14 protein-coding genes and 1 riboswitch are annotated in these 16093 nt (G+C 68.8%); of the genes, 6 read left to right on the top strand and 8 right to left on the bottom strand.

Going from position 1 to position 16093, the window contains the following annotated elements:
• Nucleotides 1-7 precede the first annotated feature (7 nt).
• The 3 genes from M6G08_RS14300 to M6G08_RS14290 form a co-directional block, all read right to left on the bottom strand.
• Entirely contained in the window at nt 8-904 is an 897-nt protein-coding gene (locus M6G08_RS14300) for a carbohydrate ABC transporter permease (protein WP_443048799.1), read from the bottom strand.
• Complete coding sequence (locus tag M6G08_RS14295) at nt 901-1893, bottom strand: carbohydrate ABC transporter permease (protein WP_272587541.1); 993 nt, start codon at nt 1891-1893, stop codon at nt 901-903. Before M6G08_RS14295 ends, M6G08_RS14300 begins: the two co-directional genes overlap by 4 nt.
• A 138-nt stretch (nt 1894-2031) precedes the next feature.
• Nucleotides 2032-3336: a sugar ABC transporter substrate-binding protein gene (locus tag M6G08_RS14290; protein ID WP_272587540.1), complete on the bottom strand. Its 1305-nt coding sequence runs from the start codon at nt 3334-3336 to the stop codon at nt 2032-2034.
• A 453-nt stretch (nt 3337-3789) separates the two neighbouring features.
• Here M6G08_RS14290 and M6G08_RS14285 point away from each other — a divergent pair, with 453 nt between their 5' ends.
• The 5 genes from M6G08_RS14285 (at nt 3790) to M6G08_RS14265 (ending at nt 10349) form a co-directional block, all read left to right on the top strand.
• Entirely contained in the window at nt 3790-4554 is a 765-nt protein-coding gene (locus tag M6G08_RS14285) for a GntR family transcriptional regulator (RefSeq protein ID WP_030974845.1), read from the top strand.
• A 136-nt stretch (nt 4555-4690) separates the two neighbouring features.
• On the top strand, nt 4691-4948 hold the full coding sequence (locus M6G08_RS14280; RefSeq protein WP_272587539.1) for a DUF3311 domain-containing protein: 258 nt from the start codon (nt 4691-4693) through the stop codon (nt 4946-4948).
• Complete coding sequence (gene mctP / locus M6G08_RS14275; RefSeq protein ID WP_272587538.1) at nt 4945-6555, top strand: monocarboxylate uptake permease MctP; 1611 nt, start codon at nt 4945-4947, stop codon at nt 6553-6555. Before M6G08_RS14280 ends, mctP begins: the two co-directional genes overlap by 4 nt.
• Nucleotides 6556-6685: 130 nt before the next feature.
• Nucleotides 6686-6829: riboswitch (cobalamin riboswitch) on the top strand.
• Between the two features lie 125 nt (nt 6830-6954).
• Complete coding sequence (locus M6G08_RS14270) at nt 6955-9327, top strand: ribonucleoside-diphosphate reductase subunit alpha (RefSeq protein WP_272587537.1); 2373 nt, start codon at nt 6955-6957, stop codon at nt 9325-9327.
• Nucleotides 9327-10349: a ribonucleotide-diphosphate reductase subunit beta gene (locus M6G08_RS14265; RefSeq protein ID WP_272587536.1), complete on the top strand. Its 1023-nt coding sequence runs from the start codon at nt 9327-9329 to the stop codon at nt 10347-10349. The genes M6G08_RS14270 and M6G08_RS14265 overlap by 1 nt, the downstream gene beginning before the upstream one ends.
• On the opposite strand, the gene M6G08_RS14260 is transcribed toward M6G08_RS14265, so the two are convergent.
• On the bottom strand, nt 10262-10507 hold the full coding sequence (locus tag M6G08_RS14260) for a hypothetical protein (protein ID WP_272587535.1): 246 nt from the start codon (nt 10505-10507) through the stop codon (nt 10262-10264). The genes M6G08_RS14265 and M6G08_RS14260 overlap by 88 nt on opposite strands.
• 92 nt (nt 10508-10599) lie before the next feature.
• Here M6G08_RS14260 and M6G08_RS14255 point away from each other — a divergent pair, with 92 nt between their 5' ends.
• Nucleotides 10600-11574: a GlxA family transcriptional regulator gene (locus M6G08_RS14255; protein ID WP_272587534.1), complete on the top strand. Its 975-nt coding sequence runs from the start codon at nt 10600-10602 to the stop codon at nt 11572-11574.
• Nucleotides 11575-11593: 19 nt separating this feature from the next.
• On the opposite strand, the gene M6G08_RS14250 is transcribed toward M6G08_RS14255, so the two are convergent.
• From M6G08_RS14250 to M6G08_RS14235, 4 genes are all read right to left on the bottom strand, one after another.
• Nucleotides 11594-13006 carry a bifunctional albaflavenone monooxygenase/terpene synthase gene (locus M6G08_RS14250; RefSeq protein ID WP_272587533.1) on the bottom strand — a complete coding sequence of 471 codons (1413 nt, stop codon included), beginning with the start codon at nt 13004-13006 and terminating at the stop codon, nt 11594-11596.
• Entirely contained in the window at nt 13003-14097 is a 1095-nt protein-coding gene (gene cyc1 / locus M6G08_RS14245) for an epi-isozizaene synthase (protein WP_272587532.1), read from the bottom strand. Before cyc1 ends, M6G08_RS14250 begins: the two co-directional genes overlap by 4 nt.
• Nucleotides 14098-14347: 250 nt before the next feature.
• Entirely contained in the window at nt 14348-14998 is a 651-nt protein-coding gene (gene def / locus M6G08_RS14240; RefSeq protein WP_272587531.1) for a peptide deformylase, read from the bottom strand.
• 99 nt (nt 14999-15097) lie between these two features.
• Nucleotides 15098-16078 (bottom strand): tetratricopeptide repeat protein, encoded by a 981-nt coding sequence (locus tag M6G08_RS14235; protein ID WP_073724331.1) that lies wholly within the window; start codon nt 16076-16078, stop codon nt 15098-15100.
• Nucleotides 16079-16093: the final 15 nt, after the last annotated feature.

Below are 16093 nucleotides of genomic sequence, written 5' to 3'. Positions count from 1 at the left end.
GGTGGCGTTATCCCTTCACGGCGCCGGAGGTGAGACCGGCTGCCATCTTCTTCTGCACGAGCATGAAGAACGCGACGACCGGTATCGCGATCAGTGTCGAGGCGGCCATGAGCGCGCCGTAGTCGGTTCCGCGGTCGGTGGTGAAGTTCATCAGCCACACGTTGAGCGTGTACTTGTCGTTGTCCTGCAGCACGATGTAGGCGAGCAGGTACTCGTTCCACGCGTTGATCAGGGAGAAGATCGACGCGGCCGCCAGTCCGGGGGCAAGCAGCGGGAAGATCACCCGCCAGAAGGCGCCCATGCGGGAGCAGCCGTCCACCATCGCGGCCTCTTCCAGCTCCTTGGGGATGTTCACGACGAAGCCGCGGATCATCCAGGTCGCGAACGGCAGCGTGGAGACGAGGTAGATGATGATCACGCCCCAGTACTCGTTGATCGCTCCCAGGTCGTTCAGCTGGATGTAGAGGGGGATGAGCATGGTGGTCGGTGGCAGCAGCTGCACCAGCAGCAGGATGATCATGAAGACCTTGCGGCCGGCGAACCGGAAGCGCCCGATTGCGAAGGCGGCGACCGTGGAGAGGATCATCGCGCCGACGACCGCGGTCACACAGATGATGAGGCTGGACTGGATCGCGGTGCCGAAATTGGGTGCGTCGATCGCCCGGGAGAAGTTGTCCAGGGTGAGGGACGACGGCCACAGCGTCTGGTCGTAGGACCGGATCTCGTGGTTGGGACGCAGGGCGCTGATCACCAGCCAGTACACCGGGAAAGCCATCACCACGAAGGAGACAAGCCCCACGAGGTTGTAGAGGTGCCGGCTGTGCTTCTTGCGGTCGGGCCGCAGGGCGGTCTCGAGCGCGGGCTCCGTCGCGCCCGGGGCGGTCGTGGCGGTCGTGGTGCTCACTCGACGTCTCCGATCTTGATCAGCTGGCGCAGGTAGTAGACGGCCACGCCGGACAGGAGCAGCACGGTGATCAGCGCGATGGCGGCGCCCTGGCTGAAGGAGTTCGACTCGAAGGCCTTCTCGTAGGAGTACAGGCCGAGCAGGTTGTACTCCGGTTCAGGCTTGTTGCCGCGCATCAGGAAGACCTGGCCGAAGACGTTGAAGTCCCAGATCACGGAGAGCGTGGCGACCATCTGGAAGACCGGCTTGATGACGGGCCAGGTCACGTACCGGAAGACGCCCACGCGTCCGGCGCCGTCGAGTTCCGCCGCCTCCTCCAGCTCGGCGGGCACCTGGGTGAGCGCCGCGTACAGGGTGACGGCCACGAACGGCACCGCACCCCACACCACCACGGCGCCGATCACGACGAAGCCCTGTTTGGGGTCGAGGAACCAGTTGTGGCCCTGGAAGTCGAGACCGAGGTACTCGGTCAGCACCATGTTGGCGACGCCGTAGTCGGAGTCGGCGAACCAGCGGAAGATCGAGGTGGCAACGAGCAGCGGCAGTGACCAGGCGGCGATGAGCGCGCCGGTCAGCAGCAGCCGCACGGCCTTGGTCATGCGCTGCATGGAGTGGGCTAGGAAGAGCCCGATGGCCATGGTGGTGACGACGCATACGACCATGAACAGGACAGTGCGCCACAGGACGTCGTAGAACTCGCCCTCGCCCAGGATGTTGGTGAACTGCTCCAAGCCCACCCACTCGGCGGCCTGGCCGGTCCACAGTTCCCGTCTGCCCACGTCCTGGAAGGACATGATCACTGTCTTGATCAGCGGCCAGAGGAACACCGCGGCGAGTGCCACAGCGGCCGGTGCGATCAGGAGATAGGGCAGCAGGGGCCCGTTCGTCCACCGGCTTCGCCGGGGTGCGGACGGTGCCGGGCCGTCACCGGCGGGTGGCCGCGGGGCGGGCACCTCCGGGCCGGCGGTCTTGATGTCGGCGGCACTCACTGTGCTGGCCTTCCGTTCGAAGGGTTCTGCATCGGAGCGGTGGCCGGTCCGCGTCAGGCGGCCGGCCACCCAACCGGCCCTGCCCGGCCGCGTGGCCGGACAAGGCACCGGAGGTCAACGGGAGTCGAGCGGGGAGGCTCAGGCGCTCTCGTTGATCAACGAGTTGATCTCCGCGTCCGCCGCCTTGGTGGCGTCGGCGACCGACTTGCCCTTGAGGATGTCGAGCAGCATCGTCTCGAGCGTTTCCTTCTTCTCGATCGCGGCCCAGCCGGGGGCGATCGGGGTGAACCAGGCGTCGGGGACCGCGTTGGCGACCGGGGCGGTGTCCGGATTGGCCTTCAGCGGCTCCAGCTGCTTGGTGTTGTTGGGCAGGATGTCCTTCTCGGCCCGCGCGGCCTGGGACTTCTCGTTGGTGAACAGCGAGATCCAGTCCTGCGCCATGTCCTGCTGGTCGGACTTGGCGATGGTGGCCAGGTCGGAACCGCCGATGAAGGAGGGCAGCGCCTTGCCGTTCGGGCCGGGCATGCCCGCGGTGGCGATCTTGCCTTCCAGCTTCGGGTTGCCGTTCGTCTTCGAGTCGACGACGCTGCCGGCCTCCCAGGCGTTGCCGTAGAGCAGGGCCGTCTTCTCGTTGGCCATGACGTTGGCGTGGTCCTGCTCGTCCTTGGTCTGGTCGCCGTGGTTGTACTTCTTGACCAGGTCGATGAAGTGCTGGATGCCCTTCTGCGCCTCCGGCGTCGACAGGGTGGCCTTCCACTCCTTGCTGCCCTCGTCGTACTTGGCGATCTCGCCGCCGTACGCGGCCACGTAGGACATGGCGGCGTACCAGTAGCGGCCCGGCAGGTACAGCGCCGAGAAGGCGTTGTCCGCCTTGTACTTGTTCTGGACCTTGTCGAGGGCCTTGAGCAGGTCCGCCTCGGTCGTCGGCAGCTTGTCCGACCCGGTGCCGGCCTTGAACATGTCCTTGTTGTAGACGGCGACGCGGGCACCCGCGTAGTACGGAACGCAGTACAGCTTGCCCTCGTACGTGCAGGTGTCCTCGAGACCGTCAATCCAAGTGTCCGAGTTGTCGTACTTCTTGGCGTCGACCTCGCCGAGGGCACCATTGAGAATGTAGGTCATCGTCTCGGTGTTGCCGAGCTCGACCACATCGGGGAACGAGTCGCCGGACAGGGCTGCGTCGAGCTTCTTGGTCTTGTCCGCCCACTGCTGGTACTGGACGTTGACCTTGACGCCGGGGTACTTCTTGTTGAACTCGTCATTGGCCTGCTTGACCAGTTCCGGCCAGCTGCTCTGGGCGTCCACCATGAGCCAGACGGTGAGTTCGCCCTTGCGGTCCTTCGGGTCCTGGTTGGACGAACCGTTGTCGTCGGAGCCCCCGCACGCCGCGACGGATGCCATCATGCCCGCGATACCGATCGCGGCTATCAGCTTGCGCTTCACGCCACCCTCCTCAGGGATGCCACAAACCCCCCTGCCTCCCTGCGGTTCAAGCGTGAACGCGTACCGCTCCTGGGGCCGGGACCTGGACCAATGGTGTAGACCAGTACGGGGAGCTTGGCCCAGACCAATAGGGCTGTCAAGGGTGTTCAACCACGCTCCCGGCGTCCGTGATGCGACCGAGATATGCAGGGACCTTTCATTGCGCAAGCGACAGATCGGACGGACCGGGACCGGGTGTACCACTGCCCATCGAATGACATGCGGGTACGGTTCCGAACGCGCGTACCAGCACCGTCCAGCGGCGCTGTGGACTAGACCAACAACGGTCCCGGAGGTATACAGAAGGGATCACGGAGCGTGCCGGACCATGCCGGCGCGGAGCCGTGCCACGATGTGAGCCGTGGCCGACAGGGATAGCGGTCGCTTCGGCACCCGGAGCCGGGAAGGCAGAGCATGAGCACCGACGTCAGCAGTGCGGAGAACGAGGGTGGGACGACGGTCCGTACCGCGCGCGTGCCCAAGTACTACCGCCTGAAGAAGCACCTGCTCGACATGACCCGCACCCAGGCCCCGGGCACCCCGGTCCCGCCGGAGCGCACGCTGGCCGCGGAGTTCGACACCTCGCGCACGACCGTGCGCCAGGCCCTGCAGGAACTGGTCGTCGAGGGCCGCCTCGAACGCATCCAGGGCAAGGGCACCTTCGTCGCCAAGCCGAAGGTGTCGCAGGCCCTGCAACTCACCTCGTACACCGAGGACATGCGCGCCCAGGGCCTGGAACCGACCTCTCAGCTCCTGGACATCGGCTACATCACCGCCGACGACCGGCTCGCCGGGCTGCTGGACATCTCGGCCGGCGGACGGGTGCTGCGCATCGAGCGGCTGCGCATGGCCAACGGCGAGCCGATGGCCATCGAGACCACCCACCTCAGCGCGAAGCGCTTCCCGGCCCTGCGCCGCTCCCTGGTGAAGTACACGTCCCTCTACACCGCGCTCGCCGAGGTGTACGACGTCCATCTCGCCGAGGCGGAGGAGACCATCGAGACCTCCCTGGCCACCCCGCGCGAGGCCGGGCTGCTCGGCACCGACGTGGGCCTGCCGATGCTGATGCTCTCCCGGCACTCGCAGGACCGGACGGGCCAGCCGGTGGAGTGGGTGCGCTCGGTCTACCGGGGCGACCGCTACAAGTTCGTCGCCCGCCTCAAGCGGCCCCAGGACTAGACCAAGCCCGCCCACAGGCCCCCGACATTGCGTTTGAGGACCGATATACGGACGAGGGCTTCCGCTGTCCTGAACCCGTCACCTACATTTCGTGCGCACTGCCACGAGGTGATCAGCGAGGGGACGGAGCCGCCGCATGTCACAAGCCCCACCACAGAACAGAGAACCGGTGGTGACGCCGGTGCGCGTCGTCATCGGCCTCTGCCTTCTCGCACCGTTCGTCGCCATGCTCTGGGTCGGTTCGTACGCCAAGTCCGACCCGGCCTTCATCGGCATCCCCTTCTTCTACTGGTACCAGATGGCGTGGGTGATCATCTCCACCGCGCTGACGATGGTCGCCTACAAGCTGTGGCAGCGTGACCAGCGCGCCCGCCGGGAAGGCGGTTCCCGGTGAACGACGGCGTGAACGGCGTCGCGCTCGCCGTCTTCATCTTCTTCTTCGTACTCGTCACCGCCATGGGCTTCATGGCGGCCCGCTGGCGCAAGGCCGAGAACGAGCACAGCCTCGACGAGTGGGGTCTCGGCGGCCGCTCCTTCGGCACCTGGGTCACCTGGTTCCTCCTCGGCGGCGACCTGTACACGGCGTACACCTTCGTGGCCGTCCCGGCGGCGATCTACGCGGCGGGCGCGGCCGGCTTCTTCGCGGTGCCGTACACGATCCTGGTCTACCCGCTGATCTTCACCTTCCTGCCCCGCCTGTGGTCGGTCTCCCACAAGCACGGGTACGTGACGACCTCGGACTTCGTGCGCGGCCGGTTCGGCTCGAAGGGACTGTCGTTGGCGGTCGCCGTCACCGGCATCCTCGCCACGATGCCGTACATCGCGCTGCAACTGGTCGGCATCCAGGCCGTGCTGGACGTGATGGGCGTCGGCGGCGGCGAGGACACCAACTGGTTCGTCAAGGACCTGCCGCTGCTGATCGCCTTCGGTGTGCTGGCGGCGTACACCTACTCGTCGGGACTGCGGGCGCCCGCGCTGATCGCGTTCGTCAAGGACACGCTGATCTACATCGTGATCGCGGTGGCGATCATCTACATCCCGATCAAGCTCGGCGGCTTCGACGACATCTTCGCCTCGGCGAACGACAAGTTCACCGAGGCCGGCAAGGGCGGTCTGGTACCGGACCACGGCGGCCAGTGGACGTACGCCACCCTGGCGCTCGGCTCGGCGCTCGCGCTCTTCATGTATCCGCACTCGATCACCGCGACGCTGTCCTCGCGCAGCCGTGAGGTGATCCGCCGCAACACCACCATCCTGCCGCTGTACTCGCTGATGCTGGGCCTGCTGGCGCTGCTCGGCTTCATGGCGATCGCGGCCGGGGTGACGGTGGAGAACGGGCAGCTGGCGATCCCGCAGCTGTTCGAGAACATGTTCCCGGACTGGTTCGCGGGCGTGGCCTTCGCGGCGATCGGCATCGGCGCGCTGGTCCCGGCGGCGATCATGTCGATCGCGGCCGCGAACCTCTTCACCCGCAACATCTACAAGGACTTCATCAAGCCGGACGCCACCCCGGCCCAGGAGACGAAGGTCTCCAAGCTGACGTCCCTGCTGGTGAAGGTGGGTGCGCTGGTCTTCGTCCTGGGCATGGACAAGACGGTCGCGATCAACTTCCAGCTGCTGGGCGGCATCTGGATCCTGCAGACCTTCCCGGCCCTGGTGGGCGGTCTGTTCACCCGCTGGTTCCACCGCTGGGCGCTGCTCGGCGGCTGGGCGGTCGGCATGGTCTACGGCACGGTCGCCGCGTACGGCGTCGCCTCGCCGACGCAGAAGCACTTCGGCGGCTCGTCCGACGAGATCCCCGGCATCGGCGAGATCGGCTACATCGGCCTCACCGCCTTCGTGCTGAACGTTCTGGTCACGGTGGTCCTCACCTTCGTCCTGCGGGCGGTCAAGGCACCCGACGGCGTCGACGAGACGAAGCCGGACGACTACACGGCGGACGCGGGCGACCCGGGCGTCCAGGTGGAGCTGCCGCCGGCCACGGCGGGCTCCTCGCACTGACCCTCGTACCGATGCGGGCCGCCGGAGGAATCCGGCGGCCCGTTGTCGTACCGGGGCACTGGCACCCGTACCGCGACACGACACCGGGACACAACATCTGGGGGTGCTCGCGCCGGTCGGCACAAGATGTATGCTCATGCTCGCTGTCGCCGCAGGGGAATCCGGTGTGAATCCGGAACTGTCCCGCAACGGTGTACTTGCGTGTGTCCGTGCGCTTTCGCGCGCATCCCCACGCTTGTCCAGTCCGAGGACCTGCCGACGGTGCGCCCGGCCGCCCTGGCCCGGGTGCCATGACGTCCGGGCCTCGTGGAGTGGGCCGGTGGACGCGACCGCCGTGCGCGCTCGTGAGCTGCCCCCTGCCCTCCGCCAGGCCCCGTGCCGAGCGAGGGAGTGCTCCACGTGACCATCGCGCCAGCCGATCCGGCTTCAGCGTCCCCGGTGACGGCGACCGGGGAACCCGACGGACCCGGTGCCGCGCTGCTGCGGACCCTGACGGACCTGACCGCCGACCTCCCCGACGCCGACCCCGGCCGGGTCGCCGCCGCCGCGCTGCGCGGCCGCTCGGCCCGCGCGGACGAGGCCGAGCTGCGCGAGCTCGCCACCGAGGCGGCGGCCGGACTCATCTCCGAGGACCCGGTCTACTCGCGGCTCGCCGCCCGTCTGCTGACCATCGGCATCCGTGCCGAGGCCGCCTCGCAGGGCGTCACCTCCTTCAGCGGCTCGGTCGCCACCGGCCACCGCGAGGGCCTGATCGCCGACCGCACCGCCGCGTTCGTACGACTGCACGGGGAACGCCTGGACGGGCTGGTCGACCCGGCCGCCGACGACCGCTTCGGCTACTTCGGTCTGCGCACCGTGTACAGCCGCTACCTGCTCCGGCACCCGATCACCCGCAAGGTCGTCGAGACCCCCCAGCACTTCATGCTCCGCGTCGCCGCCGGACTCGCCGAGGACGACACCGCCCGCTCCGTGGACGAGGTGGCCGCGCTCTACGGCCTGATGAGCCGCCTCGACTACCTGCCCTCCTCCCCCACCCTCTTCAACTCCGGCACCCGGCACGCCCAGATGTCGTCCTGCTACCTCCTGGACTCCCCCAAGGACGAGCTGGACTCCATCTACGACCGCTACCACCAGGTCGCCAACCTCTCCAAGCACGCCGGCGGCATCGGCATCGCCTACTCCCGCATCCGCTCCCGCGGCTCCCTGATCCGCGGCACCAACGGCCACTCCAACGGCATCGTCCCGTTCCTGAAGACGCTGGACGCCTCGGTCGCCGCCGTGAACCAGGGCGGCCGGCGCAAGGGCGCGGCCGCGGTCTACCTGGAGACCTGGCACGCGGACGTCGAGGAGTTCCTGGAGCTGCGGGACAACACCGGCGAGGACGCCCGCCGCACGCACAACCTGAACCTCGCGCACTGGGTACCGGACGAGTTCATGCGCCGGGTGGACGCCGACGGACCCTGGTCGCTGTTCTCGCCCGCCGACGTGCCCGAGCTGGTCGACCTGTGGGGCGAGGAGTTCGACGCCGCGTACCGCGAGGCGGAGGCGGCCGGGCTCGCCCGCAGGACGCTGCCCGCCCGTGAGCTGTACGGCCGCATGATGCGCACCCTCGCGCAGACCGGCAACGGCTGGATGACCTTCAAGGACACCGCCAACCGCACCGCCAACCAGACCGCCGAGCCGGGCCACGTCGTCCACTCCTCCAACCTCTGCACGGAGATCCTGGAGGTCACGGACGACGGCGAGACGGCGGTCTGCAACCTGGGGTCGGTCAACCTCGGCGCGTTCGTCGACCGGACGGCAGGCGACATCGACTGGGAGCGGCTGGACGCCACCGTCCGCACCGCCGTCACCTTCCTGGACCGGGTCGTCGACATCAACTTCTACCCGACCGAGCAGGCGGGCCGCTCCAACGCCCGCTGGCGTCCGGTCGGCCTCGGCGCCATGGGCCTCCAGGACGTCTTCTTCCGGCTCCGGCTGCCCTTCGACTCCCCCGAGGCCAAGTCGCTCTCCACCCGCATCGCCGAGCGGATCATGCTCGCCGCCTACGAGACCTCCGCCGACCTCGCGGAACGCAACGGCCCGCTGCCGGCCTGGGAGAAGACCCGCACCGCCCGGGGCGTGCTGCACCCCGACCACTACGGCGTCGAACACGCCTGGCCCGAGCGCTGGGCGGCGCTGCGCGAGCGCATGGCCACCACCGGACTGCGCAACTCCCTGCTCCTGGCGATCGCCCCGACCGCGACCATCGCCTCCATCGTGGGCGCCTACGAGTGCATCGAGCCGCAGGTGTCCAACCTGTTCAAGCGCGAAACGCTGTCCGGCGAGTTCCTCCAGGTCAACTCCTACCTGGTGGACGACCTCAAGCGGCTCGGCGTGTGGGACGCCCGCACCCGCGAGGCGCTGCGCGAGGCGAACGGCTCGGTGCAGGGCTTCACCTGGATCCCCGAGGGCGTCCGCGCGCTGTACCGCACCGCCTGGGAGATCCCGCAGCGCGGCCTGATCGACATGGCCGCCGCCCGCACCCCGTACCTCGACCAGGCCCAGTCGCTGAACCTGTTCCTGGAGACGCCGACCATCGGGAAGCTCTCCTCGATGTACGCGTACGCCTGGAAGCAGGGTCTGAAGACCACGTACTACCTGCGCTCGCGCCCGGCGACCCGCATCGCCCGCGCCGCCGCCCGGGCCACCGTGCCCGCCCAGCAGACCCCCGACCCCGAAGCGGTCGCCTGCTCCCTGGAAAACCCCGAGTCCTGCGAGGCCTGCCAGTAATGACCACCGAGATCCCGACCACGAAGAACCTGCTCGACCCGGGCTTCGAGCTGACCCTGCGCCCCATGCGCTACCCGGACTTCTACGAGCGCTACCGGGACGCCATCAAGAACACCTGGCACGTGGAGGAGGTCGACCTCCACTCGGACGTCGCCGACCTCGCGAAGCTGAGCCCCGAGGAGCAGCACCTGATCGGCCGGCTGGTGGCCTTCTTCGCCACCGGTGACTCGATCGTGGCGAACAACCTGGTGCTGACGCTCTACAAGCACATCAACTCCCCCGAGGCGCGGCTGTACCTGTCCCGGCAGCTCTTCGAGGAGGCCGTGCACGTCCAGTTCTACCTGACGCTGCTGGACACCTACCTGCCCGACCCGGACGACCGGGCCGCCGCCTTCGCGGCCGTGGAGAACATCCCCTCGATCCGCGAGAAGGCCGAGTTCTGCTTCAAGTGGATGGACTCGGTCGAGTCGATCGACCGTCTGGAGACCCAGGCCGACCGCCGCCGGTTCCTGCTCAACCTCATCTGCTTCGCGGCCTGCATCGAGGGCCTGTTCTTCTACGGCGCCTTCGCCTACGTCTACTGGTTCCGCAGCCGGGGCCTGCTGCACGGCCTGGCCACCGGCACCAACTGGGTGTTCCGGGACGAGACGATGCACATGTCCTTCGCGTTCGACGTGGTCGACACCGTCCGCAAGGAGGAGCCGGAGCTGTTCGACGACCGGCTCCAGCAGGAGGTCACCGACATGCTGCGGGAGGCCGTCGAGGCCGAGCTGCAGTTCGCGCGCGACCTGTGCGGTGACGGCCTCCCGGGGATGAACACCGACTCGATGCGGCAGTACCTGGAGTGCGTGGCCGACCAGCGTCTGGAGCGGCTCGGCTTCGCCCCGGTGTACGGCTCCGAGAACCCCTTCTCCTTCATGGAGCTGCAGGGTGTTCAGGAGCTGACCAACTTCTTCGAGCGGCGTCCCTCGGCGTACCAGGTGGCGGTGGAGGGCACCGTCGACCTGGACGAGGACTTCTGAGTCTCCTTCCCCGCCCCCTTGCCCTCCTGGGCCTCCCTGAGCTGACGGTCGATGCGCCTGTCGCGCACGATTCCGATCACCGAGGGGAGGACCATGAGGACCAGGAGTCCGAAGGTCACGAGCATTCCGATCAGGGCTTCGATCTGGTTTCCGGTCATGACACCACTGTCGCGCCGGATACTCCTTACCGGGAGTGGCAGGACTGCCGTAGGGCCTCGATTTCCTGCCACTTCCGAGGCACACTGGCGGCATGCTGCAGAACGTGGCCGCCGTGCTGCTGGACGGCGTGCACCCCTTCGAACTCGGCGTCGTCTGCGAGGTCTTCGGCATCGACCGGAGCGACGAGGGCCTGCCCGGGTACGACTTCGCGGTGGTGTCGGCCGAGGGCCCGGCGCTGAGCACGCACGTCGGCGGGCTCACCGTCTCCACGCCGTACGGGCTGGACCGGCTGGAGGAGGCCGACCTGATCGCCGTGCCGGCGGGCAGCGACTACGCCCGCCGGGAGTACCCGCCCGAGCTGCTGGCCGCCCTGCGGCGGGCGGTGGACCGGGGCGCGCGGGTGCTCAGCGTGTGCTCCGGGGTGTTCGTGCTGGGCGCCGCCGGGCTGCTGGACGGGCGGCGGTGCGCGGTGCACTGGCACCACGCGGCCGAGCTGGCCCGGCAGTACCCGACGGTGGCCGTCTCGCCCGACGTGCTCTATGTGGACGAGGACCCGGTGATCACCAGCGCGGGCACCGCCGCCGGCATCGACGCCTGTCTGCACATCGTGCGCAAGGAGCAGGGGCCGGAGGTCGCCAACCGGATCGCCCGGCGCATGGTCGTACCGCCGCACCGGGACGGCGGCCAGACGCAGTACATCGAGCGGCCGCTGCCCCGCTCCTCCTGCGACACCGTGGGCGAGGTGCTGGCCTGGATGGAGCAGCACCTCGACGAGGAGGTCACCGTCGACCAGCTCGCGGCGCGGGCGCACATGTCCCCGCGCACCTTCGCCCGCCGCTTCCAGCAGGAGACGGGTACGACTCCCTACCGCTGGATACTGCGCCAGCGCGTGCTGCTGGCCCAGCGGCTGCTGGAGGCGACGGACGAGACGATGGACGCGATCGCCTGGCGCACCGGCTTCGGTACGGCGGCGGCCCTCAGGCACCAGTTCGTCAGGGCCCTGGGAACCACCCCGCACGCCTACCGGCGCACCTTCCGGGGACCGGAGGCGGCCGGAGCGGCCTGAGGGTCGCCGCCGTGCCGCGTCACCGTGCCACGGGCCTGACCAGCAGGTCGTGCGGCCGGAGCGTGATGCCGACGCGGACCGCGTCGTTCGAGCCGGCTACCTGCTCGAAGCGGTACTTGGTGGCGAGCGCCGCCGTGATCAGGGTCAGCTGCGCCATGGAGAAGTGGTCACTGGGGCACTTGCGCTTGCCCGCGCTGAACGGCTTCATGGCGTATTTCGGGACGTTCCCCGCGCGTTCCGGCAGCCACCGGTCCGGGTCGAACTCCAGGTTGTCGGCGTACGACTTCGGGTCGCGCTGGATTGCGTACGGACTGTAGATGATGTCCGCCCCGGCCGGAATGCGATACCCACCGAGTTCACTCTCGACGACCGCGCGGCGCGTCAATACCCATACGGCGGGCCGCAAACGCATGGCCTCGATGATGACATTGCCGGTGTGCGTGAGCTTGCGGACGTCCTCGAATGCCACGGGACGCCCGCCGGTGACCGCCTCGACTTCGTCGCGTATGCGGTCGGCATGTTCCGGGTGGTCGGCAAGTGCCTGCAGCAACCACATGATCGTGGAGGCGATGGTTTCACTGCCGGGGGTGAGTATCGCGACCACTTGGTCGTGGATCTCCTGTTCCCCGATCGGGTCGCCATTGTCGTCCTTCGCCTCCAGCAATGCCGTCAGCAAATCGTCCGGCTTTTGACCGGATGCGCGGCGCTCGGCGACGATCTCGTCGACCAGGCGGTGCAGATCGGCCAACGCGTCGTTGAAGGCCCGGTTGGCCGGAAGCGGCAGCCGGTACAGCGGCCCCAGCGGGACCACCATCCGCCGGTACATGCCGCGGAAGACGGTGGCGAGGGCGGTGCACAGCCGCTCGGCCCGCTCGTCCATGTACTGGCCGCGCAACAGGCAGCGGGCGGCGACCCGCACGGCGACGCGGAAGGACTCGGAGGTGGCGTCGACGGTCCGCCCCGGCCGCCAGCGCTCGGCGAGCGCGTGCGCCTCCTCCTCCATGATCGGCCCGTAGGCGGGGATGGCGTCGAGCCGGAACGCCGGCTGGATGGTGCGCCGCTGGCGCCGGTGGAGCGTGCCGTTGGCGGTGGCCACGCCTTCCTTGCCGAGCAGGCCCTCCAGCGACTCCCACAGGGGGCCGGCTATGTGGTAGTCCGGGCTCAGGGCCAGGGCGCCGGTGAGGTCCGGAGTGGTGACCGCGTAGACGGTCTTGGGGCCCAGCTTGATGCGCACGATGTCGCCGTGGTCGCGCAGCTGGGACATGAAGGCCAACGGGTCGCGGGCCAGCCGCCAGCCGTGGCCGAGGAGCGGGACGCCGCCGCCCGCGACGGGCGGCTCGCGCAGCTCCGGTGCCGGGCCGGTCGGATCGTTCGGTTCGGTCGGACCGGTCGGATCGGTCCGGGTCTCGGGGTTGACGGACTCGACGGTCATTTCTCCTCACCTGCCGCTTCGTTGTTGACGTAGGGGGGCGTGGACCGGTCGTCCCAGCTGTCGACCATGTACCGGCCCGACTCGTGGTGGAACCAGTAGACGGAACTGAACCAGTTCCGCATATTGCCGACGCAGGCCCGTACGGCGCCGCTGAGTTCCTTTCCGCGCACGGTTCCGTCGGCGAGCGAGTCCGCGAACCGCAACGCGTCCTGTTCCACCACGAGGAATTCGGTAATACATTCCTCGACGCGTCGTCTGACTTCCCCGATGGCTTCTTCGAGGGTCAGCGAGTGATGAGTGATGAGACTGATCCCGAGATTGTGTACCTCGTCGCCCGCTATTTCCTTGGGCAGTGAGCAGAGGTCGTTGTACCAGGCGGCGAATTCCTGGCTCAGCAGGGCCGCCCGGCGATATGCCGGATGCTTTCGAACGGCGTCCGGCAGTTCGCACCCCGCGCTCGGCTCCAGCAGGTCGGTCCAGATCCAGTGGGCGAACGTGAGCCGGCGCAGTTCGAGGTACTCCTCGACGCCGGGCACGATTCCGTGCGTGCGGTTGTGGAATTCGCGGTCGTACGCGTCGATCACCGCGTGGAAGTGCCGGGCGAACCGGGCGTTCCAGGTCGCCGGCGCCGGCAGGAAGGAGTGCAGCCGCCGCACACTGTCGGCGAACCCGGCCACCAGCGTGTCCTCGTGGTGCAGGTGGTCCGCGGGTGAGTCGAGTGCCGTGTGCAGCCGGTCCCGCAGCCGCCGCCACGCGGCGGGCCGGCCGTGGACGACGTCCCGGTCGTGCCGGTCGTCCCAGACGAAGAACCAGGCGCTGTAGTCCGCTATCGCCTGCATGACCTCGTCGGGGGCGCCCAGGTAGTACCCCGCCATGAGGTCGGTGTAGCACAGGCCATCGGCATATTCCGCGACCTTGTCCGCCGGCATGAGCCGTTTTTCCAGCATCCAGGTGCGTGTCTTCTCCTGGAGCTTCGGCCAATACGGGTGCAGTTGCCGGGGAAATGCCGCCTCGATCACCGGAAGGCGGAGCGATGACGGTACCGCGATCGCGGTCGGTGTCGCTGTGGAGCCCTGTGAGAAAGCGTGCACGGACAAACCCCTCTCAGCCGCCGGTGGCGCACCCCCCGCACCGAGCGGGGCGTGCGCCGTTGCGTATCCCCGCACTTCCCATTCAGCACCACAACTGACCGTTCTGGGAACGGATTTGCTTCATTCACTACCCCAGCGTGCCGGAATTCTCCTGTTGTGTGGTGGCTTCAGGCAAACGAACGGCGCCCGCCCGGGAGGTGACCCGGGCGGGCGCCGAACTCGTGTGAGGCGTGAGGCGGGTGACGTGCCGTCAGTCGTTCGCGACCACGGGGTAGCGCGGCTCGTTCTCGGCCATCTGCCGCAGCGCGTCCTTGCGTTCGCGCTTCGAGAGCCGATCGATGTAGAGGTACCCGTACAGGTGGTCCGTCTCGTGCTGCAAACACCGTGCGAAGTAGCCGGTGCCGCGCACCCGGACCGGGTTGCCCTTCTCGTCCTGCCCGGTCACCTCGGCGTAGTCGGGGCGGGCGAGCGGCGCGTAGGCGGTCGGCACGGACAGGCAGCCCTCGTTGCTGTCGTCCAGGCTGCGCCGGTCGGCGGGCAGCTCCACGAGCTTCGGGTTGCAGACCACGCCGACGTGGCGCACGCCCTGGTCGTCGGGGCAGTCGTAGACGAAGACCTTCTTCGACACACCGATCTGGTTGGCGGCCAGGCCCACGCCCTCGGCGGTGCGCTGGCTGGCGAACATGTCCGCGACCAGCTGCTGGAACTCCTCGCCGAAGTCGGTGACGTCCGCGCACTCCTTGTGCAGCACCGGGTTGCCGACCACCGTGATCGGCCGGGAGGTGCCGCGCTCACGCCACGCGGTCTCGCGCTCCTCGCAGTCCTCGGTGTCGACGACGAACCCCTCGTCGTCGACGGGGAGCACGCCCGCGTGCTGCTGATCGGTGTCCTGCTGGGCCATGACCGACGTATGCCTTCCTCGTACAACCAAGGGGTGGTGCTGACGTGACTGCTGATGGTGACTGCTGCTGGAGCCTCCTGGTAAAGACTACGGGGCCGCTCAGCAGACCTCTTCCAGGTCCCGCCAGTCACGCGAATCCGGACTGTCGGCCACCCATCCGTCCAGCAACCCCTTCACCAGTCCCGCCGGCGCGGCCACCCCGCACTCCCGCTCCGGCACCCACAGCTGCCCGTCGGTGCGGTGGCCGAGCGGCCCCGGATGACCGGGCTCGCTGTGGTCGTGCGGGTCGAGGTGCTCGCCGTCGCCCTCGTCGGAGGGCATCCGGGACTCCGAGCACATCCGGCACAGCAGCCGCACGGACGACGACCAGTCCTCGGCGGCGAACCCGGCGTCGGCGGCGAGCTGCTCCAGGGCGTCCCGGTCGGACTCGGTGGCGGCCTCCAGGAGGACCACCCAGGTGGGCACGGGCGAGGGCGCCCACAGCTCGATCTCGTCGAAGACGGGGAAGGAGTGTCCGGCGGTGGTGGTCCGCTCCCCGTGCGGCACGCCGTCGTGGAGGACGACCTCGCCCCAGCGGCGCCCGGAGGACGGCAGCGGGATGGACAGCACCTCCATCCGGGCGGGGTCCAGCCGCCGCCCCCACACGACCTCGGCCTCCCCTTCCGGGGACAGCCGTACGGCCGCGCTGCCGAGGTCCATGCCGAGCGGCTCCCCGGCATCGGTGGCGGCCCCCGGGGTGCGCAGTCCGTAGGCCTGCCAGGCGCGGCGGGCCAGCGGCCAGTCCTGGAGGGCGGTCGCGGCGATGCCGACGTTCCACCAGTCGGGCGCACCGGTGTCCCGGTCGAGCAGCGCCACGGCCCGCAGGCCCGCCGCTCTCGCCTGCTCCCAGTCGTGCCGGAACTTGTGCAGCAGCGCGAGGTTGAACCACGACTCCGACAGCCACGGTTCCAGGTCGGCGGCGCGCGTCAGCAGAGCGCCCGCGTCCTCGTAGCGACCGTCGCCGATCAGCGTGAACGCGCGGTCGGTGGCCTGCCGCCAGGAGGCGGAGGGCCGGTGCCGTCCCTTGCCGAAGATCCTCACGATTCCCGCCTGCCA

Origin of the sequence: Streptomyces sp. M92 (assembly GCF_028473745.1) — a bacterium.
Classification (GTDB): domain Bacteria; phylum Actinomycetota; class Actinomycetes; order Streptomycetales; family Streptomycetaceae; genus Streptomyces.
The sequence above is the reverse complement of the archived record's forward strand: the minus strand, read 5'-3'. Positions and strand labels throughout refer to the sequence as shown.